Here is a 26,676-nt window from a genome sequence, read left to right as displayed (position 1 = left end):
GCGTTTTATAGCTAAAACTTATCTGCATTCTAGTTCCACTTCGAACATTCTGAGAGAATATGACAGCCCCGGGGCGGTCCACTGTTATGAACGGATTTTTTTGGTTCTAAACCCATTTACCATAACGTCCGTTATACGATTCGATGAATAAGCTTTAGTCTTTGATAATCTCAAAACTATTTAGAGACCTCAGATGATGCATTTTGCTACGCTGTGGTATTACTATAATATTTAACTATGGAGTGCCACATGTTTTTTATACGGAAAGCAGACCAGAACGATGCAGCAGATATTGCTCATATACACTTTGAAAGTTGGAATGCTACGTATTCGAACCTTTTACCCGAAACGTATAGAAACAAAGAAAATAACTTATCTCAAAAGATGGAGATGTGGGGTAAAATATTATCTAGCTCTGGTGTGAACACATGGGTAGCATATGATACTGAGAATACCACTGTAGGGTTTATTTCTTACTTTGAGAAAGATCATGAGTGTGAAATAACCACTCTATATCTTTTACCTCAATATCAGAATTTAGGGATAGGCACTAAGTTAATGAATGCAGCTTTAATTGATGCTTTTCAGTGTAATAGCTGCTCTAGTCTATCTTTATGGGTTTTACAAACCAATCTATCTGCGATTAGTTTCTATGAAAAATTTGGTTTTGAGTCTTACGGCCAATGTCATGAAGAGCTATACGAGGGCACCAAAATAACAGATATCAAAATGATAAAATCACTCTAATATCTGTTATTTTAAGTATACCTATGGCGAGCCAATCAGGTGCTTTAACTAGTTCGGTACCCTAGTGAGGACTTGAAAATAAGGCTGTAGGTTAGTGGTATCAAGGTTTTAACTTTTTGATATAGCCACAGTGTACTTCATGGTGTACTTATCATACATGTTCTGTCTACGGTCAGTGCGCTACATAGTAGCCATACTCAATATTTACTTTATATTGCGGTTACTTTAAATTCGTCACTGTAGTTTCTTACTTTCTTGGTCATGATAAACTCCGATTAATACGCTTAGTTTACCAAGTTTACTTGTACGGTTCCTTCAGCATAGCTCATAAGGATGTAAATGATGAGGAAAATATTTAGGAATAAGCTCGTCGTTTATTGTTTGACTGTACCAAGTATAGGAGGCTTTATTTTTATATTGTATATGTTGCTCACAATACAAATGAATAAAGATTTTTATATTCATAATGATTTATGGAGTGGTCTTTTATTTCCTTTACTTGGGTCACCTGTTTTAGGTTTAGTCTATTGTGTTCCAGCTTTTATAACTTATATTTTTTCAGAATTGTTATTCTTTTTAAAATTTAATAATAAAGCAACAGAAGTAGGACTGATCTTAATTTTTGGAGGAATAGCATCTATGTTATTCACTTTGATAGTACTTCCTTACTCTAGTTCGAGCTTTAGGTTAATGACTTTTTTCATTGGTATTATTTGTTCCGGAGTTGCTGAATATATTTCATATTATAATAGATCTCTTGCATAAGTTGGCTCTATCCATTGGAAGTCAATAAAATGGCACCTTTACAAGGAGTCTTGTAAATCATCTAAAAATTATCAGTAAATATTTTTGTACTTATCGATTCAAAGTAAAGATTGTAAATTAGGGTATACCCCAAGGTAACCAGTTATTTTGCCCTTCAAACCTATTAATAGACCACTTAAAACAGACTGGTATAATGGAATTACTTATAACAGACTACTAAACTCCTCATGTTTATCAAGGCCTATTATGCCACTACACTCGTTATCACTAAAAAAATCTAGGCAGCTAAGCTTATTGTAGAATAGGCTTAGCAGATTAAAATAATCTATTCAAAACCATTAGAACTTTCAAGCAATAAATCTTACTTTTCTACTCATCAATTAAGTACTTATAGATATCACTTCGAACCTCTGTATGCATATCAAACTCGACTTTCACCATAGATACGCCAGAGGTAGTGGTCGAGAGTTCGAATCTCTTTTTCCGCTCCAAATACTTAAAAAGCCTCACTTAACAGTGAGGCTTTTTTTTATTCAATTTTCAAGGGCTACAGCGTTTTTATATCTTATTGACCACTCAAACTATAATGAAAAGTCACCTATACTCTTGATAATAAGGAACGCGCTGTACGCATATTTATAGAAGTAGAAGACGACTACCCATTCCTACCTTTATACAAGCGAAAAGCAATGGAGGTATCGATTTTCTGAAAACACCTCCGGCATGGCTATAGTCTATTTCGCTCTGCTAATGATAGGAGAGCTATTATTTGATAACTCTACATGGGTAAAAGCAACCCACGTAGGGGGTTTGCTACATGCTGCTTATCAATTTGGTGTCACCCGCCAAATGGTATTAGAAAGGTCATCGGCAACGATGAGTGCCCCTTTTGGATCCACTGTCACGCCTACTGGTCGACCAAAGGTCTTACCATTTTCGCCCTGAAATCCAGTGACAAAGTTAACTGGGTCCCCAGCTGGTTTCCCGTTGCTGAAAGGGACAAACACTACGTCGTAGCCCGCTGGGTCTGAGCGGTTCCAGCTGCCATGTTCACCGATGAATGCGCCTTCGCTGAACTTGCTGCCCATGGTTGTCGTTGAGAACGCTATACCCAAAGGAGCTTTGTGCGACCCAAGGCTGTAGTCTGGAGCAATCGCGGCGGCTACCATATCAGGTTGCTCTGGCTTGACCCGTGGATCGACATTTTGTCCCCAATAGCTGTAGGGCCAACCATAAAACTTACCTTCTTGAACTGAGGTCAAGTAATCAGGTACCAGTCGTGGACCGAGCTCATCACGTTCGTTGATCACGGCCCATAACTGGTTAGTACCAGGCAGGATAGCTAACGCCGTTGGATTACGCAGACCGGTTGCATAAGGTCGGTGAGCACCGCTTTTGGCATCGATTTCCCAGATCATGGCACGATCCGCCTCTACATCCAGTCCGTTTTCAGTAATATTGCTGTTGGAACCAATGCCCACGTACAGGAATTGCCCATCCGGACTGGCCGTCATCGCCTTGGTCCAGTGATGATTGACCATGCTAGGCAGGTCGGTGAGTTTGCGTGGCGGTCCACTAGCGGTGGTCTGTCCGGGCTGATAATCGAATTGCACTACCGCATCTTGATTGGCAACGTACAGTTGGTCTTCGATTAGTGCAAGACCATAAGGCGCATTCAGATTCTCGGCGAATACAGTACGTGTCTCGTAAGTGCCGTCGTCATTACTGTCGCGCAGAAGAGTCAGACGGTTGCCTCCTTTAACGGATGTAGTACCTTTAGCCTTGAAATAAGTAGCAATAATGTCCTTAGGACGTAGCTTGGGTGCACCACCACCCTTGCCCTCAGCAATCAGTATGTCGCCATTAGGTAAGACCAGCGTCTGCCGTGGAATCTGAAGGTCAGTGGCAATAGCTGTGATTTTATAACCTGACGGCACTATAGGGCGGTTATCTCCCCAACCTGCTGGCTCAGCTATTTTCAAAGTGGGTAATAGGCCCCGTTGGGCTTCGGGCAAGGTTGGATTGGCACCTAACTGTTCTGCATCGTTTACATTATTTTCGCCACATGCGCTTAAGAGAGCAGCAACTAAAAAAGATATCGATAAGATATTGAGTGATTTCATCTTGCACCTCCAATGCGCCAGCTTGTGAGGCCAATCCAGGTTGCAATGCAGGCCAGAATGACAGTGATAACAGATAGAATAAGCCCAGTCGGCATACTGGCCCAGACATCCTTTGCATGGATAAATGAGTTGAGGATACCTAGTACAAAGGTGACCAGTAGCAACAGAAAATAAGCCATTGGTGTACCCATGCGCTTATCAGCGCGAACTAGAGATAAAACTGAGCCTAGCATGGCCAAACCATTGAATACCAGCGCACCTATAAGCATCCAAGAAGCGAAGTTCTTCCATTGCAGCTCGTAGCTGGACCAATAGGCGTAATCGTTAAGTAAGACTCCGATAAACAGAGGCACCATTCCGGCTAAAAAAAACGCATGCAGCGGGTGCAGCGCGGTGCCGGAGTGTCGGGCAACAGCACTAGTCATGGCAGTTTCCTTGTTGATAGTAAATGAGGATTCGATCGACCGTACTGATTGTACTGGCCCGAACTACGCGTGATAGAATTTAAATTACATGAAATGAAAGCATGGCTTGAAACATACCAAAGCCAAGAGAGTTCTTCAATCTTTTTTTGGTTATTTAATGAACATAAGCTGGTTATTATTTCTTAAATAAGCATTAGCTACAGTCTTTTTTAAATTACCGAGCCTGAAGTCCCCGATTAGCGTACTCCATCGACAACCTTCAAATACTAACTTCACAATTAGGGGGTTATTTATAAACATAAGTAAACTTTACTGTTGCCGCTAAACTTCATAGCTAAAATATTTCAAGTTAACATCTAATGAATTGACAGCAGGGGTCAGGTTGTAATAGCATGAGTTATTCCCTTTATTAATACTGTCTATCAACTAGTAACATCATTCAGGAGCAATCTCATGCAGTGGACCAAACCAGCTTTTCAAGACATCCGTATCGGTTTTGAAGTTACTATGTATTTCGAAGCCCGTTAAAATTTACTAAACTTACATCCATTAAAAATCCCTAGATCACTAGGGCTTTTTTTTGGAAATACTGATTTATTTATACTTATGTTTTAGATTCTGCTGCTGATATTCTTTTTTCGCCCCAGAGTTGCAATTGCCATAACTATCACGGTATTCGGCTAGGAACCATACAAAAAAAGACCTGCACCCAATCTTAGATAACTATATCATAAAATCATATAGATTGGATTTCATTCAACCTATAGGTTGACATTAGTCAGCAAATATTCGGATTTAAGTCTTTACAGCTAGCACGTTAATTGAGAAATACTGGCATCACCAATGTGGTCTTGATAGACAGTCAGCTTGATCATGCGACGGGGGTTATTAACTCTATGTGAAGGTTGTTCGATTCTTGTTTGGCACATTAACATGGTCTATCAAGATCTAACGACAAGACTCCTTTTATTAACATGTTGAAGCACTGGCACGACGATTTGCAATGCCGTCAAATCGATCCAAAAAAAGCTTTTAAGATTGAAAGGTTTGGCAATTTAAAATTGACGACTCTGGTGATTAGAAACTATGCATCACTCTACTCTACTTACCATAATGATCCATATAACAAATAGGGGTTTATATTTCTAAAGAGCACAACACAATATGTTGCAAAGCCTATTAGCCAAGTATGTCAATTACCTCAGCCAAAAATTGAATAGATAGCTTTATAAAGCACGCTAATTAACTTAGAATTTCTTTGCAAAGATGAAGCTATATCACACATTTTGTACTTAATATGATAGATCAGGCCTTTGTTTTGGAAGCTCTATCCATTTGGCTTCTTGTATTTTTTAATTTAATTGATGACAAGTCGTGATTGATATTAGAAGAATACATAGTACTATTAGAGTTGACTCTCACTATAGTGCATTCTAGTCAACGACATAGGTTGCGCAATATTTATGTCGTTAGTATCATGTTGGTTTGAAAGTGGCTCAATTATAACTAGGAAAATATTATGGCAAAATTAGAATCAAACATCGAGTTAGAAGCGGCGGCATTTCGTCGCTTACTAGCTCATTTAGACGAACGTAAAGATGTACAAAATATTGAGCTAATGAACCTTGCCGACTTTTGTCGTAACTGTTTATCCAAATGGTATAAAGCGGCTGGTGAAGAGCGTGGTATTGAAATCGAATACGAGGATGCGCGCGAGCTTGTTTATGGTATGCCTTATGCTGAGTGGAAAGAAAAGTATCAGCAGAAAGCAACGCCAGAGCAGTTAGCACGTTTTAACGAGATTGAAGCTGCTAAGAATAAAGCGGATTAAAACTGACAGTGATGGCTCAAATAAAATAAGCCATCACTAGGGCGTGTCCTAAATAACTATATCAAAAAACCCAACATTGCCGCTAGATTAGCGGCTTTCGATAGATTTGAGTATGCTACTAAACCCTATGGTTCCTTGTTTCTGCATTTGACGGTCAAATAGTCGACCGACTAATGGCAATGGTACCATCAATCGACCCTCAGATACCCAAGTCACGTGTGTGGTGCCATCGCCCAAGTCTTTTAAATCAATGATACCTTTATCATGTCGCATTTTTATAGGTTTAGATTTTTCGATTTGGTATTGCATATGAGTAGGACGCTCAAACGCCGTAATCCGCTCCCAGAACTTAACGGGTCCCGTTTGAATGCTACGTAAAGCCCCAACGCCATTGCGCTCTTCATTGCCTTCAGCTATTAACTTAGCAACCCCCACCGCTTTAAATGAGCCATAACTGGCATGGTCACTCAGTGCTTCAAACACCTCATCAATCGGTTTTTTGACAATGCGCTCTACTTTTATTTTAAACATAATATGATCTCATTAAGATTAAAGTTATTTAGCTTACTGCCATTTTAGAAATAAATATAGCCGTCACATTGTGAAAAATTATTACCGTGAAGAACCTCTACCTTTCGAAGGACGCCTGCCATTGGTAGTAGGTTTACCATTGCCTCCAGATTTACCATTAATGCCTGACGGCTTACCACGACCAGTAGGACGTCCATCCCTACCTTTAGAACCTGCTGGTTTTCTAGCATCGTCCTTGGCGTATTTGTTACGCCCCTTTGCTGCCCCTACCGATTTCGTAGATGGTTTTGATTTTGACGAAGTATCAGCACGAGGTTTTTTTCGTGGCGCATTGCGAGATTTCTTGCCCGCATGATTGTCTTGCGAAGAGGAATCTTCTACAGATTTAAGTAACACAGACAGCTCTTTTGGGGTTAAGTCTCGCCAGTCACCAACGGGAAGACCTTTGAGACTTACATTCATAATCCGCGTACGTTCAAGCTTGACGACTTCGTAGCCAAAGTGCTCACACATACGACGAATTTGACGGTTCAAGCCTTGAACGAGCGTGATGTTAAATACATTAGGCGCTACTTTAGTCACTGGGCATTTTTTGGTCATCTTGCCAAGCATCGGCACACCGCCCGCCAAACCTTCGATAACACTATCCGTTAACGGCTTGTTTACTGTAACTAGATACTCTTTCTCATGGTTATTGCCAGCACGTAGTACCTTATTGACCAAATCGCCATTATTAGTCAAAAAGATCAAACCTTGAGAATCTTTGTCCAAACGACCAATCGGAAAAATACGCAAACTATGTCGCACAAAATCGACAATATTATTTTTCTCAGAGCTTTCTGTAGTACTCACAATGCCTACTGGCTTATTCAACGCAATAAAAATAAAATCATCAGGCTCTCGCGGCTCAATAAGCTGACCATTAACTTTTACTGCATCACCAGCAACCACCTGATCACCGACCGACGCACGTTTGCCATTGATGTATACATTACCTTGTTCAATAAAGCGGTCAGCGTCTCGCCTAGAGCAAATACCACTTTCGCTGATGTATTTATTTAAACGAGTCGAGGAAGCGTTGAACATAAAGCACCGTTTTACCTGATAAGAAGCGTTTTTTGCTAAGAAAAAAGCCTAAATTGAATGGATCAACAATAACGAAATAGCTCACATTATATAGGAAATCGACTGACCCTTTGAGGGGAGATGGGTAAAAACCTAGAAATGTATAGCGTCATGTAATTTTGGATGATGACGAAAGAACTTATTTATGAGGTTGTGAGTTTAAAAAGCCTCACCATTCATCATACGAGCAGTGAGGCTTTTTTCTAGTTGTTCAGCTATATAATTTTTCGAAGCTGCTCTTTTGCTGATTACTCTACTAACTTATCCTCCACACTACTCAGCATCATCTAAAAGTTTATTAAGCTCTTCCACCATTGGATCATCAATGATACTGCCTTCTACATAGCTGATTATCTCATCTACAGTCGTCAGATCCATTTCACGAATGCCTAAACTGGCTAGTTGCGCATTAATAGACTCTAAGCTGTCGTTATCTTCAGCATCATCTAGCAAATCCTCTTCAAATCTACCTCTGACAAACCAGTACATTTTTTCTAGTACGGTTTCTTTTTTGGTCAAAGTAGAATAACCATCGCCATAAATAAATAGGTTGAAATGATAAGGTATTTCTACATCATTAATGAAGAAAGTACGCTGACACTCTAATGTATAGGCTTGAATCTCTTCACTCTCAGCGCTTTCATCACTTTTGTTGCCTTCATCATATTCAATCGCCTCTTCTATCAACTCACCTAATATCTGATAGTCGCCGACTTTGATTTTATGATTATAAATGATAGCAGAGTCTGCAATTGCATCGAAAATAATGGCACTGACGTCTAAGGTATGGTTATCGATATCATAGAATGCTTTTAACGCTGGCAAAAACTCTGTCAGCTCTTCTTCAGGCACTTGAATGAGAAACTGCTGCTCGTATATTTTAATCATATCTTCAGGAGCATAAGTATTAGCAGTATTGGTCTCGTTTCTACCTGTTGGCTGCAAAGGTAAAAAATTATACGGGTTATGTTTGGTCATTCAGAACTGCCTTTTTGCTTAAGTCAAATTTATTAAATGTCTGTGTTGCTCAATCTCTAAGAGCTTTTGAACGTGCTACTATTTTTCAGTACCGTAAGACTTTATGATTTATGGGCGTATTGTCTCTTATTCAGGCAATTTTAGATAGACAGTTATAAATATACAAGTTCAATTATTCTGGTTTAGACAGGCAGTCAGAATAATACAGACTAAAAAGACGATACTAGCCAGCAGTATCTTAAGATAGCCTTCAAGTGATAATCCAATTTTCACTTTTCTCTAAAGCTACTTACATACTAATTCACTTGCTGCCACCCTGAGGTTGCCTGATGTTCATTTTGATGCGCAAACAAAGGGTGAGCCTTGGCTTCCTGCAAACTCAGCACAGGGGTCACACAGACATCTGTTGCCGCAAATACGCCTTGCCAATGCTCAAGCGTTTGACTAGCGAATTTTGCCGCTATTGTTTTAATCGCTGTTTGACTCTCAGGCCTATTAGGCATAATACCAAGTTGCCAATGTACCCCTTTGAGTTCGGGTAAATCCAATACCTCACATAAACCTTGCCAAAACTTCAGCTCCAATGCACCAACGGCCATATAGCGCTGGTCAGCGGTTTGGTACAATCGATAGCATGGCAATGCACCACCCAAAAAGTCATGCTGCGGCAGTAGAGTGTCGTTCAAGCCCTTTCCTGAAAGGCTATTAATCAGTTTGCCTGTGACCTTTGGCATGACCATATGATTATAAAGGCTGTGCGTCATGCTAATAGCAATGTGTCGTCCCCTGCCCGTACGCTGGGCGGCAAATACGGCAGCCAACAGTGCTATCACAGCTGTGTCACTACCACCTGCCAAATCCGCAAACTGAATATTAGGCATAGCCTGCTCACCCTGCGCTGTTCTTAGCTGATCTAGTACACCGCTCATAGCCATAAAATTGATATCATGACCGGCCTTATCAGACCAGTCATGATTCACTTGAGAGCCATCTATTGAGTAAGCACCTTCTAAGTAAATACCTTCTTTTGCGTAATTGCCTGCTACGCCATAGCCAGTGATTGACACTATTACTAGCTTTGGGTTGATGGTATGCAGGGTCTTAGCATCTAGTCCCATTTCTGCCAAGACACCTGGGCGAAAGCTATCTAGCATCACATCGGCTTCTTTAAGATGTGCTTTTATAGCTTCAATCGCTTCGGGATCATGAAAGTCATGCTTTTCGGTCGTCTTACCATGGTTTAGAGCTGCGAATAATTCACCAAATACCCGAGCAGGATCGCCTTGTTTGGGCTCGATTTTAAGGACGTCCGCGCCCAAATCCGTAAGCAAACGCGTGGCAAATGGCCCAGGTAGATTACGAGTCAGATCGACCACTCGTAATCCTTGTAGACAGTCCGCCATTTGATCATGATTTGATACATGCATGTCAGTCATCGGAGAACGCCTCGCCTTTGGCTGCCATATCTAACAAGATTTGAGCTGGCTCAAAACGTTCGCCATATTTCGCAGCCAGCTCACGACTCCGCTCAACAAACGCACTCACGCCCATTGCATTGATAAACTGTAGCGTACCACCGTGTTGCGGTGCAAACCCCCAACCAAAGATAGACCCTATATTGGTGTCGGCAACTGAGCGCACAACATTTTCTTCATAGCACTTAGCGGATTCATTGGCTTGAATAAACATCAGGCGATCGACCAAATCTTGCTGCGAGGGTTGCTCCAATTTTGGCGGATATAAATTTACCAGCTCAGGCCATAGATGTTTATCGCCCTCTGTTGGATAGTCATAGAATCCTTTGCCATTTTTCTTACCTTCGCGCCCATGCTCATTAACCAATGTTTTTAGTATGTCATAAGAAGGACGCACTACGATTGGCTTACCTTCGGCTGCCATATCCGCTTGCTGCTGTTCGCTGACATGCAATGCAAGGCTCAACGACACTTCATCTTGCAATGCTAGCGGTGGCATCGGCATACCTGTTTTCATACCGGCGACTTCGATACTACGCGGATGCACACCCTCCCCTAGCATCGCAATGCCCTCTGATACATAGGTACCAAATACCCGCGAGGTATAAAAGCCATGACTATCATTGACGACGATAGGCGTTTTACCTATTTGCACAACATAGTCGAATGCTTTGGCCAATGTCGCATCGTCGGTTTGCTCGCCCATGATAATCTCCACGAGCGGCATCTTGTCTACTGGCGAGAAAAAATGCAGACCGATAAACTGATTTGGTCGCGTGCTGGCTTTTGCCAATCCTGTAATTGGTAGTGTTGAGGTGTTAGAAGCATAGACGGCCGTGTTTGTAATCACTGCTTCACTTTGCTGGGTACACTTGGCTTTAATTTCTCGGTTTTCAAATACCGCTTCGATAATAAGATCGCAATCTGCCAAATCATCGTAAGAAACTGTTGGCGTAATGCGTTCTAGGAGGGCTTGTTTTTTCTCTTCGGTAGCGCGCTTTCGGCTAATGGTTTTATCCAAAATACTAGCAGAATACGCTTTGCCTTTTTCTGCATTGGCAATTTCTGTGTCCAATAAGACAACGTCTATACCTACTTTGGCAGTGACATAAGCAATGCCAGCGCCCATCATGCCAGCGCCCAAGATACCGACCTTTTTAATTTGGGTTCGCTCAAACCCTTGGGGCCTAGACTGACCTTTTTTGATGCTATTGAGCTGAGTCCACAGGGTATTGATCATGTTTCTAGATTCAGCAGATAGTACACAAGCTGCGAAATAACGTGACTCAATCTCAAGCCCTGTATCGATGTCTACTAAGCACCCCTCAAACACGCAAGACATAATATGGGTAATCGCAGGATAGTTGCCATGTGACTTTTGATTAGCCATGGCTGGGGCGATAGAGAATATAGGAACTACTTTTGGATGCTTGCTATCGCCGCCAGGAATTTTAAAACCTTTCTTATCCCATGGCTGCTGAGCGCTTGGATTATTTTGAATCCAGTCTTTTGCTTGCTTCAGCATATCTGCTTGATCAGTGGCTATTGCATCAATAAGTCCAATGTCTTTTGCCGCTGCTGGGCGTAATTCTTTACCTTGCGTCATCAACTCTAGTGCCATTTGAATACCGACCAATCGCGGTAAACGCTGAGTACCACCGCCGCCAGGTAGCAAGCCCAGTTTCACCTCAGGCAAACCTAGCTTGGTCTTAGGCGTGTCAATCGCAATACGATAATGACAGGCAAGTGCCAACTCTAAACCGCCGCCTAATGCGGTTCCTGTCATAGCAGCGACGACAGGTTTACCTGATGTTTCAAGCGTACGCAAACTACTTTTCAATTCTTCAGTAACTGCAAATGCTTGCTCGGCTGTCTTTATCTGGTTCAATTGATCGATATCTGCGCCAACCACGAAGGTTTCCTTGGCCGATGTGAGAATCAAGCCTGTAGCTGAATCATCATTGATAAAACTATCCACCATCGTGGCAAACGACTCCGTAAAGCCATCACCGATGACATTCATTTTGCGTTTGCTTTGGTCAATTGTGACAGTGACGATACCGTCGGCATCACGCTGGGCAAAGAAGTTTTCTAATTCGTTAATTGCTATTACGCTATCTGCTGTCTGGTTATTTGTCATCATTTTTATCCCTTAAATGATTCTTTGTATGTTGCGTTTTAGTCTAATTGGTTTCAGTCTATTTTAGAAAAAGTTAAACACGCTCGATAATGGTGGCAATCCCCATACCACCGCCTACACATAGCGTAATCATAGCGGTCTTTAGGTCGCGTCGTTCTAACTCATCAAGGACAGTCGTCATTAGCATCGCGCCTGTCGCTCCAAGCGGATGACCCATGGATATTGCACCTCCATTTACATTGACGATATCAAGCGAGATGCCAAAATCATCAGCGGTATTCATCGGCACAGCAGCAAATGCTTCGTTGATTTCCCAAAGGTCTATGTCAGCGGCTTGCATGCCCGCTTTGGCGAGGGCTTTTTGGCAAGCTGGTGTCGGGCCTGTCAGCATGATGGCAGGCTCTGAGCCAATGACTGACGCCATCGTGATTTTGGCGCGTGGTTTTAACTCTGCTTTTTGACCAGCCGCCGCGCTACCGACCAAACAAATGGCAGCCCCATCGACGATGCCAGAGGAGTTACCCGCATGATGCACATGATTTACGGTTTCAATCGTGGTGTATCTGTCCAAGATAACGCTATCAAAGCCCATTTTACCCGGCATAACAAAAGAAGGTTTTAGCCCAGCTAAGGTCTCGACATTGGTATTAGGACGGATGGTTTCGTCTTTATCTAACAGCATCATGCCATTGATATCGGTGACAGGGACAACAGACTTATCGTAATAACCCTTCTCCCATGCCTGTGCAGCGCGGCGATGCGACTCGGTGGCAAAGGCATCAACATCCGTACGACTAAAGCCTTTGAGCGTTGCGATGGTATCCGCACCTACTCCTTGCGGTACGAAATGCGTCGCTTCATTGACTCGCGGATCCATGTACCAAGCACCGCCATCTGAGCCCATCGGTACACGGCTCATAGACTCAACACCGCCTGCCACTACCATGTCTTCCATACCTGACATGATTTTGGCCGCTGCTAGGTTGATAGACTCCAGACCAGAGGCACAAAAACGAGATAAGGTAAGGCCTGCCACACTCTGTGCCCAGCCAGCATCGATAGCAGCAATGCGGGCGATATCAGAGCCTTGCTCACCCACTGGTGTCACACAGCCAAGTACCACATCATCGACCAAACTGGTATCCAAGTTGTGACGCTGTTGCATCTCTTTTAACAAAGTTCGCGTCAGCCAAATCGGTGATGCCTGATACAACGAACCGTCCTTTTTGCCTTTGCCACGTGGCGTGCGGATAGCGTCATAAATGTAAGCGGTCTCAGTCATAAAAAATCCTTTTTTTATTTTTTAAATAAACAACAATTATCGTAGTCTTATAATATAAGCGTCTACATAAAGCGTGAAGCCAGTTCCTTCATAATCTCATTGGTACCGCCATAGATTTTTTGCACGCGCGCATCGGCATATAAACGTGCGATAGGATACTCTGTCATATAGCCATAGCCACCAAACAGCTGCACGCACTCGTCGATGACTTCGCACTGTTTTTCGGTGACCCAATATTTGATTAATGAGGCATGCGGTACAGACAGTTTGCCATCTAACATCGCATCGACTGCCGCATCACACATGGTACTGGCAGCGAGATAATCAGCATAGCACTCTGCCATCTTAAAACGCGTATTTTGAAACTTCCAAATAGGTTTGCCAAAGGCTTCGCGGCCTTTTACGTAATCTAGGGTTAGATTGATAGCAAGTTTCATTGAGCCAACCCCTGATAGCGCAATGATTAAGCGCTCACGTGGTAGTTCTTGCATCATTTGGATAAAGCCCATACCTTCTACCGTGCCCAATAGGTTGGTTTGCGGCACACGTACATTGCTAAAGAACAACTCTGAGGTATCTTGAGATGTCAGACCAATCTTATCTAGGTTACGTCCACGCTCAAACCCTTCTACTTTGTCCGTTTCTACGATGATAAGTGAGACGCCTTGTGCGCCTTTTTCACGGTCTGTTTTGCACGCTAATAGGATAAGATTGGCATGCTGACCATTGGTGATAAAAGCCTTAGAACCATTGATAGTATAGTCATCACCATCTTTTACCGCATAGGTTTTGATGTTCTGCAGGTCGGAGCCAGTACCAGGCTCGGTCATGGCGATAGCGCCGATATATTCGCCCGTTGCCATTTTTGGTAGCCACGCTTGTCTTTGTTCTTCAGTACCGTGGTCTAAAATATAAGGCGCGACAATACCTGAATGCACCATACCCCCAAATCCTGACTGATTGGCCTCGGTTTGAGCGTAGATGAGCGCGGCTTCATGACCAAAATCACCGCCGCCACCGCCATACTCACTTGGTATCGCCGCACATAAAAACCCCATCTCGCCTGCTTCTTCCCATGCATCGCGATCAATCATGCCATTTTTGCGCCATTGCTCATCTTTAGGATCCCAAGATTGAAACATTTTTAAGGCGCTGTCGTGCACCATCTGATGCTCTTCGGTCATCCAGTTTGGGGTGAACTTTTCGATACTCATGATGTCTATCCTTGACAAGGTGGAGTGAATAACAACTATATAGTCAAGTCTATATAAGTCCGCTACATCGTCATCCTCGCTAAGCATACTAATGTATAACTTGCACTCGGTTTCCTTGTATCGAAATTATATTGAACTGACTATATCTAAGCCATTTTGTAAATTATGGTAATTTATATTACCGTTATAGATATACTATAAATTCTTTGTATTTATTAATATATGAGTCTTATACTAGGCTACGAAAAACCACTTCGCAATCAATTAAATAAAAATGGTAATTTACATTACTTGTTAATTTAATTACGTTAAATTATCGAGCAAATCATTTAACTGATAGGGCGTATCAAATAGCCAATACTTTAAGAAGCGATAAATATGAAAACCTTTAGTCAGTCAGATAGCCTCACACAAACTCGATCTCTAGCACCCTTATCCGATATGCGGCCCGCAACTTTGGATAAAATTGAACAAGCCGTTCGTAAAGTCTTTGCAGGATTTGACGCCAATGAGGTGACGATGGCGCAGATTGCAAAGTCTGCAAACGTCTCTTTGCAAACACTCTACAAGTACTTCGGGGACAAGCAAACGCTGTTTTATACCATTATGGATATTGTGCTCGGCAGATTAGCCGCTCGGATTATGGATCATCTGCAAGGGATTGATAGCGTACAAGATCGTCTACGTAAGACACTGTGGGTCTGCTTTGATTTTGTCGACTCGCATCCAGATGCGGTGATGGTGCTGTCTTCTGTATCGGCCTCGCGTATACGTAATATCGCGATCTATGAGAACAAAGAGCTAATTGGCGCGTTTTTGGCGGTACTAGAAGATGGTCAAAATCGCGGTGTGCTAAATGACACTGTCCCACTGCACATACTTTTCGATGTGTTTATGGGGTTTATCAGTCGACTTGGATTAATGCATACCATTCGCCAAACAGAAACACCGTTAAATGCAGAATTTGATGCGCTATTTGTGATTTTATGGCGCGCCATCTCTAAACCTGAAGCTTAAAATGAATTTTATAAAACTGATATTTAGCAGTGTTTGACTCTTAGAATAAAACACTAAGCTAAACACTAAAAAGCCCCACGATAAAGTGAGGCTTTTTGGTGTTTACTTTTCAGTCAATGTGATTATGCAGTCAATGTAATGAACAGCTCGTACTGCTTATACATTCAAAGTTTTTTAGATACTGCTAGATTTTGGCAATCCATACTCTGCATGGTCGACCACATGGGTGTTTTGTTCAATAGTCAGTCGATAGCCTTTGATGATACCATCGTATGGCAAACTGCCCTCATACTGCTGATAATGCTCGCAGATGCTGTCTTGAATCACTGATTTACGTGCAGCATCGTCTAATTTGGCAAAACCACTAGGCAGATGTACTTGCGCAAAACGTGAAGCCGCACCACGAGACATCCAGTTATCAGCACTCGTAAATGTGAAATCTACTTCCGCTCGTAAGCTATATCTGGGTAGCGTATTAGAGTGATTCGCCAAGTCATATTTGATCTGCGCAATATCTTCTGCGAATGGCTGATACGGTATCTCAAGTACGGCAAACAGTTTTGCTAAAAACTCATCAGCGGTAAAGTGCTTGTCCATATAGCTACCATCAAGCCCAAGGAATTTGCTCGACAGTACATGGCGCAGGCGGTCATAGGCAGGTATAGTGTGTTTAAGAGGATAGCCCATTTGCTTGACGATATCTTGCGGGCGCAGCTCAAGCGACTCTATTTGATTGATAATATATTGCGCTAGAGGATGGCGTGGGTGATAACGACGGGTATATTTAGATGGGTTAGCAATGTGGCTCATGATATTGAACACCTTAGACTCCTGTTACTCCGACGAAAAAGTATGATATACGCCCAAATAGGCAAAAAATCAGGCACAAATGAGGTTGTCGGAGTACAGGCTCATGCGCTTTACCAGAGTTGTTTTATATCGTGCTGGAAGTTGCAAGGTTTGTCGCGCCACCATTAGACTATTGTCATGGTCGGCAATAACAAAACTGTTAAACCCACGATAGATCGTTCAACGATGATAGCACATCAGATGATAAAAAATAAATACCGATATTTGTGACCGTTTGTGAATAATTCTTTTTCACTTTGATGATTCAATCTTGGACCTTTCGATGCATCATTTGTTCATGTATTAAAAAGAAGCTTAGCATCGAAACATTAGTGTTGAAGTATTAAAAGTTATGCTTGATAGCCTAACGATTGACATCAACAACTATTCGACCACGAACCTTGCCATCCAATAACTCGTTTGCTGTCGGAATGACTTCGCTTAGACCAATCTCTCTGGTGATTGCATCTAATTGCGTCATATCCAAACCTGTACTCAAACGCTGCCATGCTTCTACACGCTCATTATAAGGTCGCGTCACACTATTGATACCAAGCAAACTGACACCGCGTAAAATAAATGGCGCGACAGTAGCAGGGAAATCCATGCCTTGAGCCAATCCACAAGTAGCGACTAAACCATCTTCACACGTGCTAGCACAAACGTTGGCCAGCGTATGACTACCAACAGAATCAATTGCGGCAGCCCATCTCTCCTTACCAAGCGCGCGTCCCGGACTGCTTAATTCCGCTCGGTCAATGATCGTCGTTGCACCAAGGCTCTTTAAGTATTCGGCTTCTTCCAGACGTCCCGTAGAGGCAGTGACAGAGTAACCTTGGTTTGCTAAAAGTGCAATGGCAAAGCTACCAACGCCGCCATTAGCACCAGTCACCAATACTTCGCCACGCTCTGGTGTGAGTCCATTACGCTCTAATGCGATTAGACAAAGCATTGCAGTATACCCTGCTGTACCTATCGCCATCGCCTGACGTTCAGTCATCGACTCAGGGAGCGGGATGAGCCAGTCACCGTTTAATCGCGCTTTTTGTGATAGACCGCCCCAATACTTCTCACCCACACTCCAACCATTTAACAACACCTTGTCGCCAGCTTTGTAGCGGGGATGACTGCTTGTTTCGACGGTACCCGCTAAATCGATTCCTGGAACCATGGGAAATGTGCGTACCACAGGGCTACGACCCGTAATAGCCAATCCATCTTTGTAGTTGAGCGTGCTATATGCCACACGAACCGTGACATCCCCTTCTGGCAATTGCGTGTCCTGTATCTCAGTCAGATTGGACTGATAAACATCGTCATTCTTTTCAATTAATATTGCATTAAACATAGCAGCTCCTATTTAGACCAATCGTCTATAAATGAGTAAAAAATAATTTAGACCAGTCGTCTAAAAATATAGATAAAAAAATTACTTCTGTATTCCTGCTACAAAACCTCGGAAAAAAGTATCTAATGGACTGACATCTTGTACTAACTTAGCACGCAGAACCGCACCTTCCCAACCAATCCAAAAGAAAGCAGCAAGCTCATCACAATCACTATGAGAATGTATTTGTCCTTGTTGTACTGCCAGACGCAAGCAAGCCGCTAAACGCTTTTGCCAATCAAGTAATATACCTTCTAACTCACAACGGAAACTCTCAGGCAACACGACAATCTCTTGGCCCAAGTTGCCTACCAAACAGCCGCGTCGAAATTCATGCTTGATCATTCCCGACTTAGCATCTTCAACGAAGTCACTAATACGCTGCATAGGAGATACTTGCTCATTCAGAAAACAATGATCTAGCTTGCGAGCAAAATACAACGCGTACTGCCGCAACACTTCCTGTCCAAATGCTTCTTTGTTTTTGAAATAATTGTAGAAAGAGCCTTTAGGCACATTGATACGTTTGAGTACGGCATCGATACCAGTGGTCGCAAAACCTTGCTCTGTCAACATCTCCATCCCAGATCTCAAAAGAGCTTCACGGGTATCCGTAAACTCTCGTTCAACATTGGGTGGACGCCCTCGACGGGCTTTTGGCTTAGTAATCGTCATGCATAAATATTATGACCGATCGTCTTTAATGTCAATCAATTATTTTTAGTGGTCTATTTATCCATCAGTCGCGACAGTTTTTGACTGCCCTTGCTATTAGTTTTCACCATGATATGTTGCCTCATCCATCCAAACGATGGGATCTTCGCACAGATGCGTTACGTGATACCAGATATCACTGCTACGAGCGATACGATGATGACCGCCTGCAAAGTAATCAACTTCCCAGCTGTCAGGCAGATTCACTAAGGTTCGTCTAGCGACTGCTACGTCTAAGCTTTCATCGTCGACTTCTACCATAACTCGTACCATCTCGGTATTGGTCGTGGGAAAAGACAGCTTCATATCAACTACGTCAGGGATACGGTCAACCAATACCTCACTTGGATAGATACAAGGCGCAATCAACAGTGCCCGCAAGTTGTATTTATGGGCAAAATGATTGGCAAACCAGCCACCAAGCGAATGCCCTGCCAACACTACTTGCGGGTACTGTGCGATTTTCTCGCGAATCAAAGCATCATAAATCTCAAATATTTCTGCAAAATTCTCTCGATAGTTGACCGTTTGGCAATATTTAGGCTCACGTGTGATACAGGTATATTTACTGGTCTCATTGCTAGAATCGAGACCATGAAAAAACAGTAAAAACGTATCATTGTTTTCAATAGGAAACATCATAAGGTTCTCCTTTTTTAATTGTAATTTAGTTTATAAATCAAACTGGTTTTTGGCTAGCAACCTGCGCTTGATACAAACTCAAAATCTCCTCACAAGCCTGCATTGAGATATTTTTTGCAAAACCTTCGTTAAACCAAAAATCATAAACCGCTTGGACAATGGCTTTCACCGCTTCCGTATTTTCTGGCTTTTGTTCTTTTAGTTTCATCGCAATGTCTTGCGCTTGTATATCCGACTCGCTATAGGGCGCGCTCCAGCCCACGCCATAACGATAAAGCACGTCATTAATCGCCAGTATGAATATGGCATTGGACACCCCAAATGGACCGATAAGCCTGTCAAGCATTGCACAGCGCTCTTCATAAATACTGACCTCTATCGGCATATCAGCCTGCTCAAACAGACAATCACAACTCACCATGTGCGAAGGTTGACTAAAATCATCCCACAGCAGTGGATAAATTCCGCGAATTCCGCCTTTTTCCACTACATTAAATTGCCAAATCGCATAATGAGTATCTGGCCCTTTATAGGGCACATGTATGAACCACTGCATCATCGCATCACTGTCATACATGATATGAGTACTACCTATCCGCACGCCCTGCTTAGGTAGTACATCCTGATATACGCTATTTATATCATCACTATAGAGCGTCACTTTACGTAAGTTTTCATCACTGGTATCGCCCAACTTTGCTCGTGCTTCAGTTATGTTTCGATAGGGTTTAAATGGTGCTACCCATCTGAGCGTCTCATCAGTATTGTTCACGAAATAAATATCATCTTCATAACTGTCTATAGAAACCGTTTCGAGGTAAAACAATGGCTGTTTTCGTACTCGGCCTTTCTCATCATTTGCTAGTGCCGTTATACCAGATAGCTTTGAGCCATCCGACCACTTAAAGTTATCTAACCGTTTTTGCTCAAACTGATACGTTAATGTCGTCATCGTTATATCCTTATTATTTTGTTTTTGGTTTTTTCGCTGCAGTTTTTCTTTGTTGTTATATTCTGAATGCCGATTTCAAGTCAGCCGAGCCTATTCGCCATTGTTTAAATGACGTCATTATCTATAAAGTTAAGTAAATTAATCGACTTGGTAAGGTAGTAGCCTTTGATTCTGATAGGCTTTTTAGCCACAGTTTTTCGCTGTTACATTGCTAATATTTTTGCAACGCCAACGAGCTTTTTTCTGCTAGGTTTTTTGTTTATTAATAAATATGGTTTTTTGGGTTTGTACAGGCGTAAAAGTTTAGGATTAAACGTAAATAACACTACTAGAAAGACTTCGCTAAGATAGCGTTTTAAAAACTCAGTTAAGAAGTGAAGCGTTGCGCTCCGAGGGTTAACTGGTTTTTATCTCATGTTATTTTGCCTGACTTAATAACTATAGTATAAGCTCACATAAAAATAAAGCTGTTTAAAACCTTCTACGACAACTGGTGTCGCCTCTCTTTAAATGAGTTGTAGTTTAGTCATTAGCAAGTATCCCAACACAATAAGTATCATTAGCGACAGTTTCATATTGCTCAAGCATCCTCAATAAACGTTCAATTAACAATCCTTATCAAAAAACACCTTTCACGATCGACGTGGGCTTGCTATCTTGCCGCGCAAACCTTGTATTCTAATTAAGCCTGCCCCACTTTGACCTATCACACGTAGTATTCGCATCTGTATTGGATTTTATGACACATAACCTTGAGGCCAGCTCAAACGCTCGCCGAACTCAGTATTTTCAAGTATTTTTGATGGGCGTTAGTGCCTTTATTATGAACACCACAGAATTTGTCCCTGTGGCGCTGTTGAGCGACATTGCCCAAGACTTCTCCATTACGACGGCAGAGACTGGCTGGATGTTGACACTCTATGCTTGGATTGTCGCAGCGATGTCATTACCACTAATGCTACTAACCAGTCGATTTGAGCGCAAACGCTTGCTCTTGGGTCTTTTTGCCGTATTCATTGCCAGTCACGTACTGTCCGTATTTGCCTGGAGCTTTGACGTGCTGCTCATTAGCCGAGTTGGAATTGCGTTATCTCATGCGATATTTTGGTCGATCACAGCTGCAATCGCGATACGCGTCGCACCTGAAGGCAAAAAAGCCATGGCGCTTAGTGTACTAGCAACGGGTACGTCGTTAGCAATGGTACTGGGTGTGCCGCTGGGGCGTTTGGTTGGGCAATGGTTTGGCTGGCGAGCGACCTTTGGCGGTATTGGCGTCCTCGCCTTAATCGTATTTATCCTACAAGCGAGACTCTTACCGACGCTACCGAGTATGTTTGAAGGGTCTTTTAGAAAGATTCCAGAGCTCCTCAAAAATCCCTTATTAGTCTGTTTGTACCTGCTTATTTTATTGGTCTTTACAGCGCACTACACAGCTTATTCTTATATAGAACCATTCATGCGCCAAGTCGGTAATATCAGTGAAAACGCTGCAACTTTTGTACTGTTACTATTCGGTGCAGCAGGAATTGTAGGCAGTATTATTTTCAGTCGTTGGGGAGATCGGTTCAATACCAGATTGATGCTGATATCGACCATACTGATGCTCGTGTCTATGCTTGCGCTGTTGCTAGCGGTGACCTCTGTATGGGCGCTCAGTTTTATCGCTCTACTTTGGGGCGCGGCGCTCATGCTACTGATTATCTCAATGCAGGCCAAAGTCATCATGGTCGATGTCAATGCGCAAGACATGCTGATGTCGATGTTCTCAGGTATTATTAATTTGGGAATTGGTACGGGTGCGCTATTCGGTGGTTATGCCGTCACGCATATTTCACTATCTAGCGTAGGGTACACAGGTGCGGCTATCGCAGTTGTGGCGTTACTCTTGATGCTATTTATGATTAAACGCTTTCCTGAATTGAGTAAACGACTTGGCTAGCTAATAAGTCGATATTAAAAGATAGCCAAAAAATAGTAGTCGGGAAGGAACCGTCAGAGAACAATAAGCAGAATGCCAGCCATATAAATGGGCTGGCATTTTTTTTGTTTGTGAATATAACACTGTAGCCTATGAATCATAACGATGATTGCTTAGATACTCATTGAACGAACGTTCAGGTGCAGTTATACTAATTTCATTGGACATAAGTATGCTTAGGCTATAAGTATACTCAATAAAGGACTGATAGGGATTAAGCACAAAAGGATGAGTGTGAAATGGATACTATTCAAAACAAGGAAGTCATTACCTACGATCTAAATTTAGTAACGATATATATTGCGAATTTTCAACTTGTTGGAGATTCGTGATGGCTGATGGAATGACTCAAAAAGACAGTCCAGATCAAAGAAATCAAGATAACACTGCGCCCCTTAGATTGGGTAAATTGCATTATGCTTGGATCGTTGCCACTACAGGCTCTGTAGCAATGTTCTGCGGACTTGGATTAGGACGATTCGCATTTGGCATGTTACTGCCATCCATGTCATCTTCTTTAGGCTTAAACTATACCCAAAGCGGAATCTTGGGATTCACCAACCTGATAGGATATCTCGTTGCGGTGCTTTTAAGCCCTTTTATTCTGCCTCGGTTGGGTACTCGAACGACTGCGACGGCAAGCCTCCTCCTCATTGCTGTTTCTATGCTCGGTATGGCTTTTACCACCAGTTTTCCAATACTTTGCGCACTCTATGTGCTGACAGGTATCGGTAGCGGCGGCGTGGTCTTACCAACGATGAGCGTCATGTCGCATTGGTTTTTTCCTTCACACCGCGGGCTTGCTCTAGGACTAGTCATGGCTGGGCCTGGATTTGGTATCATTTTATCGGGATTTGTCGTACCCAAACTCTTACCCATTTCCACTCTACTGTCTTGGCAAACAGGTTGGCTAATTTTTGCCGTAATTAATATTGCGGTAGCTTGGCTTACCTTTACTTTGATTCGCAACCATCCAGACGATGTCAGACAAAGCCCTTTTGGGCGCGCACCTACCTTACCTGTTAAAAATAAGAAAAAGCTAGAACGTAGCAATATTAAGCTACTCGTACATCTAGGTGTCATCTTTGCTATTTATGGCGCCACCTATATGGTTTACGTCACCTTCATTGTCACCAGTATGGTTGGCTCGTATCAACTAAGTGAAGCGACTGCTGGTGGTGTTTGGGCATGGATTGGACTGCTGAGCATGTTCTCAGGCATGTTGTTTGGCTGGATTTCTGACCATATTGGTAGACGCCTTGGTCTGGCGCTAGCTTTTTTCTTCCTTGCCATCGCTTATCTGTTGGTCGGACTCACTGATTGGCATTTAGGACTGTATTTATCAATTATCCTGTTTGGCCTAGTGGTTTGGAGTGTGCCTGTCATTATGGCTGCCTCGGCGGGCGACTATTTCGGTCCTGCAGCGGCGGCAAGTGCACTTGCGGCACTGACTTTTGCTTTTTCAGGTGGACAGGCTCTTGGGCCAGTAGCCGCAGGTTATCTTGCAGAAATCACTGGGGACTTTAGTATCAGTTATATGATATCTGGTATCGCCGCTTTTGTAGCACTTGGGCTTGCCTTATTATTGCGTCCACAAAAACAAGCTTAATTCCATTTTCTATAGTATTGATACTGCTAACTATACTTACTCTTGTCACCAGTGACGTCTGTATGATTTTTTAATACTTATTGCCATTTTTTAGTGCTCTAAAAACTTATTTAAATAAGGAGATATTCTTGCAGTTTTGCAATCAAAACGATTGCTAGCTTTCTAAAAAGTGGTTACACTCGGTTGACAAACTATTACATTGATGACAAGGAAGTCGCTATGCCTCGTAATACCTCACGTTCTAAAATTAGCCATACCACTCTCAAAACTTTTACCAAAAGCATGCTGGCTGTCAGCCTATCTATCGCTGGTATTACTCACGCAAATGCTTATGACAGTGTCACCTTTTTTGGTGATAGCCTGACCGATGGCGGATACTTTAGTCCTCTAACTCAAAATAATTTTGGGATTCCAGAGTCAGGTCAGTTTACTACCAATCCTGATAATACATGGGCGACCTCATTCGCTGAGCAATTGGGTACAACCTCTGTCGCCAATACTTATGACGGTAGTCAAACTGGGAATAATTATGCCATTGGCGGTGCAAGAGCTGGCGTAGATGTTGCTGCTTTCGGTATTCCAGTAGCTTCTGCCAATAGCCAAGTGAATAGTTATCTCGCTAATAACAAAGTAGACCCTAATGGACTCTATATCGTATGGGCAGGGGCAAATGACCTGCTTGCTGCAGGTGAATCTGAAAATCCTGCTAGTGCCCAAGCGACCATACTAGGTGCAGTAGCTAGCCAAACCGAAACGATTAAGGCACTAAAGGACAATGGTGCCAAATATATTTTAGTACCTAATATCCCTGATGTCGGTCTAACCCCTAGATTCACTCCAGACCCTGGTCTTGAAGGTCAAGATCTTATAGATGCGTTGACAGCCCAAGCATCTGCAACTGGTGCAGCCAGTCTCTACAATCAGTTTATGCTTAGTGGCGTCGCAGGTACTGGGGCAAATATCATACCGCTCGATGTGTTTAGCTTATCAAAAGCGATAATTGCGTCACCTACTCAGTATGGTTTTACTAATGTCACCGATGAGGCTTGTGGAGATGCCAGCTCTCTCACTTGCGGCCGTGATACTCTTATAGAAACAAATGCCAACGAAACCTACTTCTTCGCTGATGGCATTCACCCGACTGGTCAAGCGCATCAACTGATCGCTGACTATGCAAACGCTGTTGTCACTGCGCCTAGCTTAATCGGTGTACTGCCTCATATTGCAACGACCACCGGACTTGCAACCAATGAGCGCTTACAGTCACACGTCAACCAAATCCAAAGCAGTGAGCAAAAACCTGCTCGTACACTATGGGCCGTTGGTGAAGTCGCTAATCAAGAAATTGCAGGGTTTGATGGTGATAATAATACCCAAGTATTGCTTGGTGTAGATTTTGCTCATCCTAACTCAGCAAATGCAGTGACAGGCTTATACGGCAACATCACTCAAAAAGACTTTGAGAACTCAGACGTTGGCACAGGTTTGAGTGATATTGATCTGGGAGAAGTTGGTTTTGGTGTCTATCATAGCAACAAGTTTGGCGGTTTACAGATCAATGGTGCTGCAGGATTTGGCAACATGGATGTCGATGTCACACGTGCTGTCACACTTGGCAGTAACCAACAACAGTTTAAGTCAAATGCTGATGGCAAGCGCTTTTATGCCAACTTGCAGGCAGGCTACCCAATGCAAGTGAGCAATATTGCCGTTACGCCTTATATCGGTGCAACAGCGAGCCGCGTAAAAATTGACGGACTCAAAGAAAAAGAGATGTCTGGCATTGCTATGCAGTTCGATGAGCAGAAATACTCTACGACATATGGCAAGCTTGGCCTCAAAGCCAATCATAGCTTGATGGAGAACCTAAACTTATTTGGTGATATTCATTACCAAAAGCAGCTGAGTGACAATCGCGAAGCGGTAACCGCACGTTTAAATACGCTACCAAATATCAGCTTTGAGACGCCTATGGTCGAAACTGATGATGATAACGTTGCTATGACACTTGGCCTATCTAGACGCTTTGGTCTATTGAATGCTAATGCTGGTGTCACACATTCACAAGGTAATGACGACGACTCAACCAGCTTATTCGTTGGACTTAATGGTGCATTCTAAATAAGCCGTTAACTTAGAAAAATGGTATAGGTTATAATTAATCGCCTATACCATAATAAATTCAAAAACTGCCATAACCTCTACGGTTTTTGTTCTCTAACCTTTCTTCTTGTAAAACCTACTATCACAAACTCTCTAAAAATCTACTTTACCGCGTAAAGCCTTTGTCTTACCGCGCTGGGTTTTTTTATCTACCCGTTTACGTTTGGCATTTCTGCTTGGCTTGGTCGGCCTTCTCGTTTTATTAACGTAAGTAGCTTTGGTGATAAAACTTTGCAGACGTTCAAGCGCATCCATTTTATTGCGCTCTTGCGTACGAAACTGCTGCGCCTTGATAATCAGCACGCCTTCCTTTGTTATTCGGCCATCTTTGCTATTTAACAGTCGCTGCTTGTACTCATCACTCAGACTTGAGTCGTTAATATTAAAACGCAGGTGAATGGCAGAAGATACTTTGTTGACATTCTGCCCACCTGCGCCTTGCGCTCGTATGGCGCTGATCTCTACCTCATTATCGTTGAGGCTAATATTATTATTAATGAAAATCATAGTTTGCTTTTATCGAATGTGAATGGATATGGTTCATGATAAAGCATTATATAGTCAATCCTATATAAACTAGGTACGGTGTCAGTCTCGCTTAGTATACTGCTTGTAATACTTTCACTCGGCTTTCTAGGGCGTGTCCTCATTTTAAGAATGGGGATAAAAATGAGATAAATCGCAGTCAAACAAGGAAAATAGCGCAGATAATATCGAGATATTAGTCAG

22 protein-coding genes are annotated in these 26,676 nt (G+C 42.6%); 7 read left to right on the top strand and 15 right to left on the bottom strand.

What is annotated here, in order from left to right:
- The first annotated feature begins 249 nt into the window (after positions 1-249).
- On the top strand, positions 250-747 hold the full coding sequence (locus tag ACI2IW_RS04410) for a GNAT family N-acetyltransferase (protein ID WP_404692778.1): 498 nt from the start codon (positions 250-252) through the stop codon (positions 745-747).
- Positions 748-2,339: 1,592 nt separating this feature from the next.
- Here the strand turns inward: ACI2IW_RS04410 and ACI2IW_RS04405 are convergent.
- Together ACI2IW_RS04405 and ACI2IW_RS04400 are read right to left on the bottom strand one after the other, a co-directional pair.
- Positions 2,340-3,053, bottom strand: a complete 714-nt coding sequence (locus ACI2IW_RS04405) for a PQQ-dependent sugar dehydrogenase (RefSeq protein ID WP_404692987.1) — start codon at positions 3,051-3,053, stop codon at positions 2,340-2,342.
- 578 nt (positions 3,054-3,631) lie between these two features.
- Positions 3,632-4,060, bottom strand: a complete 429-nt coding sequence (locus ACI2IW_RS04400) for a DUF2231 domain-containing protein (RefSeq protein ID WP_404692777.1) — start codon at positions 4,058-4,060, stop codon at positions 3,632-3,634.
- Positions 4,061-4,513: 453 nt separating this feature from the next.
- Between ACI2IW_RS04400 and pqqA the strand changes: the two genes are divergently transcribed.
- Positions 4,514-4,588: a pyrroloquinoline quinone precursor peptide PqqA gene (pqqA, locus tag ACI2IW_RS04395; protein ID WP_082894360.1), complete on the top strand. Its 75-nt coding sequence runs from the start codon at positions 4,514-4,516 to the stop codon at positions 4,586-4,588.
- Between the two features lie 991 nt (positions 4,589-5,579).
- Positions 5,580-5,891, top strand: a complete 312-nt coding sequence (locus ACI2IW_RS04390) for a DUF1244 domain-containing protein (protein ID WP_194364083.1) — start codon at positions 5,580-5,582, stop codon at positions 5,889-5,891.
- An 87-nt stretch (positions 5,892-5,978) separates the two neighbouring features.
- Here the strand turns inward: ACI2IW_RS04390 and ACI2IW_RS04385 are convergent, their stop codons facing one another.
- The 7 genes from ACI2IW_RS04385 to ACI2IW_RS04355 all read right to left on the bottom strand — a co-directional run bounded on the left by ACI2IW_RS04385 (position 5,979) and on the right by ACI2IW_RS04355 (position 14,636).
- Positions 5,979-6,422: an SRPBCC family protein gene (locus tag ACI2IW_RS04385; RefSeq protein WP_404692776.1), complete on the bottom strand. Its 444-nt coding sequence runs from the start codon at positions 6,420-6,422 to the stop codon at positions 5,979-5,981.
- Between the two features lie 81 nt (positions 6,423-6,503).
- A complete protein-coding gene (gene rluF, locus ACI2IW_RS04380; RefSeq protein ID WP_404692775.1) occupies positions 6,504-7,508 on the bottom strand; it encodes a 23S rRNA pseudouridine(2604) synthase RluF in 1,005 nt (334 codons plus the stop codon).
- Between the two features lie 312 nt (positions 7,509-7,820).
- Positions 7,821-8,525, bottom strand: a complete 705-nt coding sequence (locus tag ACI2IW_RS04375) for a hypothetical protein (protein ID WP_404692774.1) — start codon at positions 8,523-8,525, stop codon at positions 7,821-7,823.
- Between the two features lie 296 nt (positions 8,526-8,821).
- Positions 8,822-9,961, bottom strand: coding sequence for a CaiB/BaiF CoA transferase family protein (locus tag ACI2IW_RS04370; protein ID WP_404692773.1), 1,140 nt, complete (start codon positions 9,959-9,961; stop codon positions 8,822-8,824).
- Positions 9,954-12,143, bottom strand: a complete 2,190-nt coding sequence (locus ACI2IW_RS04365; protein WP_404692772.1) for a 3-hydroxyacyl-CoA dehydrogenase NAD-binding domain-containing protein — start codon at positions 12,141-12,143, stop codon at positions 9,954-9,956. Before ACI2IW_RS04365 ends, ACI2IW_RS04370 begins: the two co-directional genes overlap by 8 nt.
- A 70-nt stretch (positions 12,144-12,213) precedes the next feature.
- On the bottom strand, positions 12,214-13,422 hold the full coding sequence (locus ACI2IW_RS04360; protein ID WP_404692771.1) for an acetyl-CoA C-acetyltransferase: 1,209 nt from the start codon (positions 13,420-13,422) through the stop codon (positions 12,214-12,216).
- Positions 13,423-13,484: 62 nt separating this feature from the next.
- Positions 13,485-14,636, bottom strand: a complete 1,152-nt coding sequence (locus ACI2IW_RS04355; protein ID WP_404692770.1) for an acyl-CoA dehydrogenase family protein — start codon at positions 14,634-14,636, stop codon at positions 13,485-13,487.
- Positions 14,637-15,014: 378 nt separating this feature from the next.
- Here ACI2IW_RS04355 and ACI2IW_RS04350 point away from each other — a divergent pair, with 378 nt between their 5' ends.
- Positions 15,015-15,653 carry a TetR/AcrR family transcriptional regulator gene (locus ACI2IW_RS04350; RefSeq protein ID WP_179799292.1) on the top strand — a complete coding sequence of 213 codons (639 nt, stop codon included), beginning with the start codon at positions 15,015-15,017 and terminating at the stop codon, positions 15,651-15,653.
- Between the two features lie 174 nt (positions 15,654-15,827).
- Here ACI2IW_RS04350 and ACI2IW_RS04345 read toward each other — a convergent pair whose 3' ends face one another.
- From ACI2IW_RS04345 to ACI2IW_RS04325, 5 genes are all read right to left on the bottom strand, one after another.
- Positions 15,828-16,463 carry a hypothetical protein gene (locus ACI2IW_RS04345; protein WP_404692769.1) on the bottom strand — a complete coding sequence of 212 codons (636 nt, stop codon included), beginning with the start codon at positions 16,461-16,463 and terminating at the stop codon, positions 15,828-15,830.
- A 403-nt stretch (positions 16,464-16,866) separates the two neighbouring features.
- Entirely contained in the window at positions 16,867-17,850 is a 984-nt protein-coding gene (locus ACI2IW_RS04340; protein ID WP_404692768.1) for an MDR family oxidoreductase, read from the bottom strand.
- A gap of 81 nt (positions 17,851-17,931) precedes the next feature.
- A complete protein-coding gene (locus ACI2IW_RS04335; RefSeq protein WP_404692767.1) occupies positions 17,932-18,564 on the bottom strand; it encodes a TetR/AcrR family transcriptional regulator in 633 nt (210 codons plus the stop codon).
- Between the two features lie 96 nt (positions 18,565-18,660).
- A complete protein-coding gene (locus tag ACI2IW_RS04330) occupies positions 18,661-19,245 on the bottom strand; it encodes a YqiA/YcfP family alpha/beta fold hydrolase (protein WP_341609483.1) in 585 nt (194 codons plus the stop codon).
- Positions 19,246-19,282: 37 nt separating this feature from the next.
- Positions 19,283-20,197 (bottom strand): hypothetical protein, encoded by a 915-nt coding sequence (locus ACI2IW_RS04325; protein WP_404692766.1) that lies wholly within the window; start codon positions 20,195-20,197, stop codon positions 19,283-19,285.
- A 739-nt stretch (positions 20,198-20,936) separates the two neighbouring features.
- Here ACI2IW_RS04325 and ACI2IW_RS04320 point away from each other — a divergent pair.
- The 3 genes from ACI2IW_RS04320 to ACI2IW_RS04310 all read left to right on the top strand — a co-directional run bounded on the left by ACI2IW_RS04320 (position 20,937) and on the right by ACI2IW_RS04310 (position 25,905).
- Complete coding sequence (locus ACI2IW_RS04320; protein ID WP_404692765.1) at positions 20,937-22,136, top strand: sugar transporter; 1,200 nt, start codon at positions 20,937-20,939, stop codon at positions 22,134-22,136.
- A gap of 370 nt (positions 22,137-22,506) precedes the next feature.
- Positions 22,507-23,784 (top strand): MFS transporter, encoded by a 1,278-nt coding sequence (locus tag ACI2IW_RS04315; RefSeq protein WP_404692764.1) that lies wholly within the window; start codon positions 22,507-22,509, stop codon positions 23,782-23,784.
- A gap of 219 nt (positions 23,785-24,003) precedes the next feature.
- Positions 24,004-25,905, top strand: a complete 1,902-nt coding sequence (locus tag ACI2IW_RS04310; protein ID WP_404692763.1) for an autotransporter domain-containing protein — start codon at positions 24,004-24,006, stop codon at positions 25,903-25,905.
- Between the two features lie 135 nt (positions 25,906-26,040).
- Here ACI2IW_RS04310 and arfB read toward each other — a convergent pair whose 3' ends face one another.
- On the bottom strand, positions 26,041-26,454 hold the full coding sequence (arfB, locus tag ACI2IW_RS04305) for an alternative ribosome rescue aminoacyl-tRNA hydrolase ArfB (protein ID WP_404692762.1): 414 nt from the start codon (positions 26,452-26,454) through the stop codon (positions 26,041-26,043).
- Between the last annotated feature and the right edge of the window lie 222 nt (positions 26,455-26,676).

The sequence above is a fragment of the Psychrobacter sp. NPDC078501 genome, from assembly GCF_044900935.1.
Lineage (GTDB): Bacteria > Pseudomonadota > Gammaproteobacteria > Pseudomonadales > Moraxellaceae > Psychrobacter.
Note: the sequence above shows the minus strand (reverse complement) of the source record. Positions and strands in the feature narration are given on the sequence as shown.

What these genes read in the sequence shown, in the direction of transcription:
- ACI2IW_RS04410 (WP_404692778.1), top strand. Translation starts at nt 250, where the DNA reads ATGTTTTTTATACGGAAAGCAGACCAGAACGATGCAGCAGATATTGCT.
- ACI2IW_RS04405 (WP_404692987.1), bottom strand. Translation starts at nt 3,053, where the DNA reads ATGGTCAATCATCACTGGACCAAGGCGATGACGGCCAGTCCGGATGGG.
- ACI2IW_RS04400 (WP_404692777.1), bottom strand. Translation starts at nt 4,060, where the DNA reads ATGACTAGTGCTGTTGCCCGACACTCCGGCACCGCGCTGCACCCGCTG.
- ACI2IW_RS04390 (WP_194364083.1), top strand. Translation starts at nt 5,580, where the DNA reads ATGGCAAAATTAGAATCAAACATCGAGTTAGAAGCGGCGGCATTTCGT.
- ACI2IW_RS04385 (WP_404692776.1), bottom strand. Translation starts at nt 6,422, where the DNA reads ATGTTTAAAATAAAAGTAGAGCGCATTGTCAAAAAACCGATTGATGAG.
- rluF (WP_404692775.1), bottom strand. Translation starts at nt 7,508, where the DNA reads ATGTTCAACGCTTCCTCGACTCGTTTAAATAAATACATCAGCGAAAGT.
- ACI2IW_RS04375 (WP_404692774.1), bottom strand. Translation starts at nt 8,525, where the DNA reads ATGACCAAACATAACCCGTATAATTTTTTACCTTTGCAGCCAACAGGT.
- ACI2IW_RS04370 (WP_404692773.1), bottom strand. Translation starts at nt 9,961, where the DNA reads ATGACTGACATGCATGTATCAAATCATGATCAAATGGCGGACTGTCTA.
- ACI2IW_RS04365 (WP_404692772.1), bottom strand. Translation starts at nt 12,143, where the DNA reads ATGATGACAAATAACCAGACAGCAGATAGCGTAATAGCAATTAACGAA.
- ACI2IW_RS04360 (WP_404692771.1), bottom strand. Translation starts at nt 13,422, where the DNA reads ATGACTGAGACCGCTTACATTTATGACGCTATCCGCACGCCACGTGGC.
- ACI2IW_RS04355 (WP_404692770.1), bottom strand. Translation starts at nt 14,636, where the DNA reads ATGAGTATCGAAAAGTTCACCCCAAACTGGATGACCGAAGAGCATCAG.
- ACI2IW_RS04350 (WP_179799292.1), top strand. Translation starts at nt 15,015, where the DNA reads ATGAAAACCTTTAGTCAGTCAGATAGCCTCACACAAACTCGATCTCTA.
- ACI2IW_RS04345 (WP_404692769.1), bottom strand. Translation starts at nt 16,463, where the DNA reads ATGAGCCACATTGCTAACCCATCTAAATATACCCGTCGTTATCACCCA.
- ACI2IW_RS04340 (WP_404692768.1), bottom strand. Translation starts at nt 17,850, where the DNA reads ATGTTTAATGCAATATTAATTGAAAAGAATGACGATGTTTATCAGTCC.
- ACI2IW_RS04335 (WP_404692767.1), bottom strand. Translation starts at nt 18,564, where the DNA reads ATGACGATTACTAAGCCAAAAGCCCGTCGAGGGCGTCCACCCAATGTT.
- ACI2IW_RS04330 (WP_341609483.1), bottom strand. Translation starts at nt 19,245, where the DNA reads ATGATGTTTCCTATTGAAAACAATGATACGTTTTTACTGTTTTTTCAT.
- ACI2IW_RS04325 (WP_404692766.1), bottom strand. Translation starts at nt 20,197, where the DNA reads ATGACGACATTAACGTATCAGTTTGAGCAAAAACGGTTAGATAACTTT.
- ACI2IW_RS04320 (WP_404692765.1), top strand. Translation starts at nt 20,937, where the DNA reads ATGACACATAACCTTGAGGCCAGCTCAAACGCTCGCCGAACTCAGTAT.
- ACI2IW_RS04315 (WP_404692764.1), top strand. Translation starts at nt 22,507, where the DNA reads ATGGCTGATGGAATGACTCAAAAAGACAGTCCAGATCAAAGAAATCAA.
- ACI2IW_RS04310 (WP_404692763.1), top strand. Translation starts at nt 24,004, where the DNA reads ATGCCTCGTAATACCTCACGTTCTAAAATTAGCCATACCACTCTCAAA.
- arfB (WP_404692762.1), bottom strand. Translation starts at nt 26,454, where the DNA reads ATGATTTTCATTAATAATAATATTAGCCTCAACGATAATGAGGTAGAG.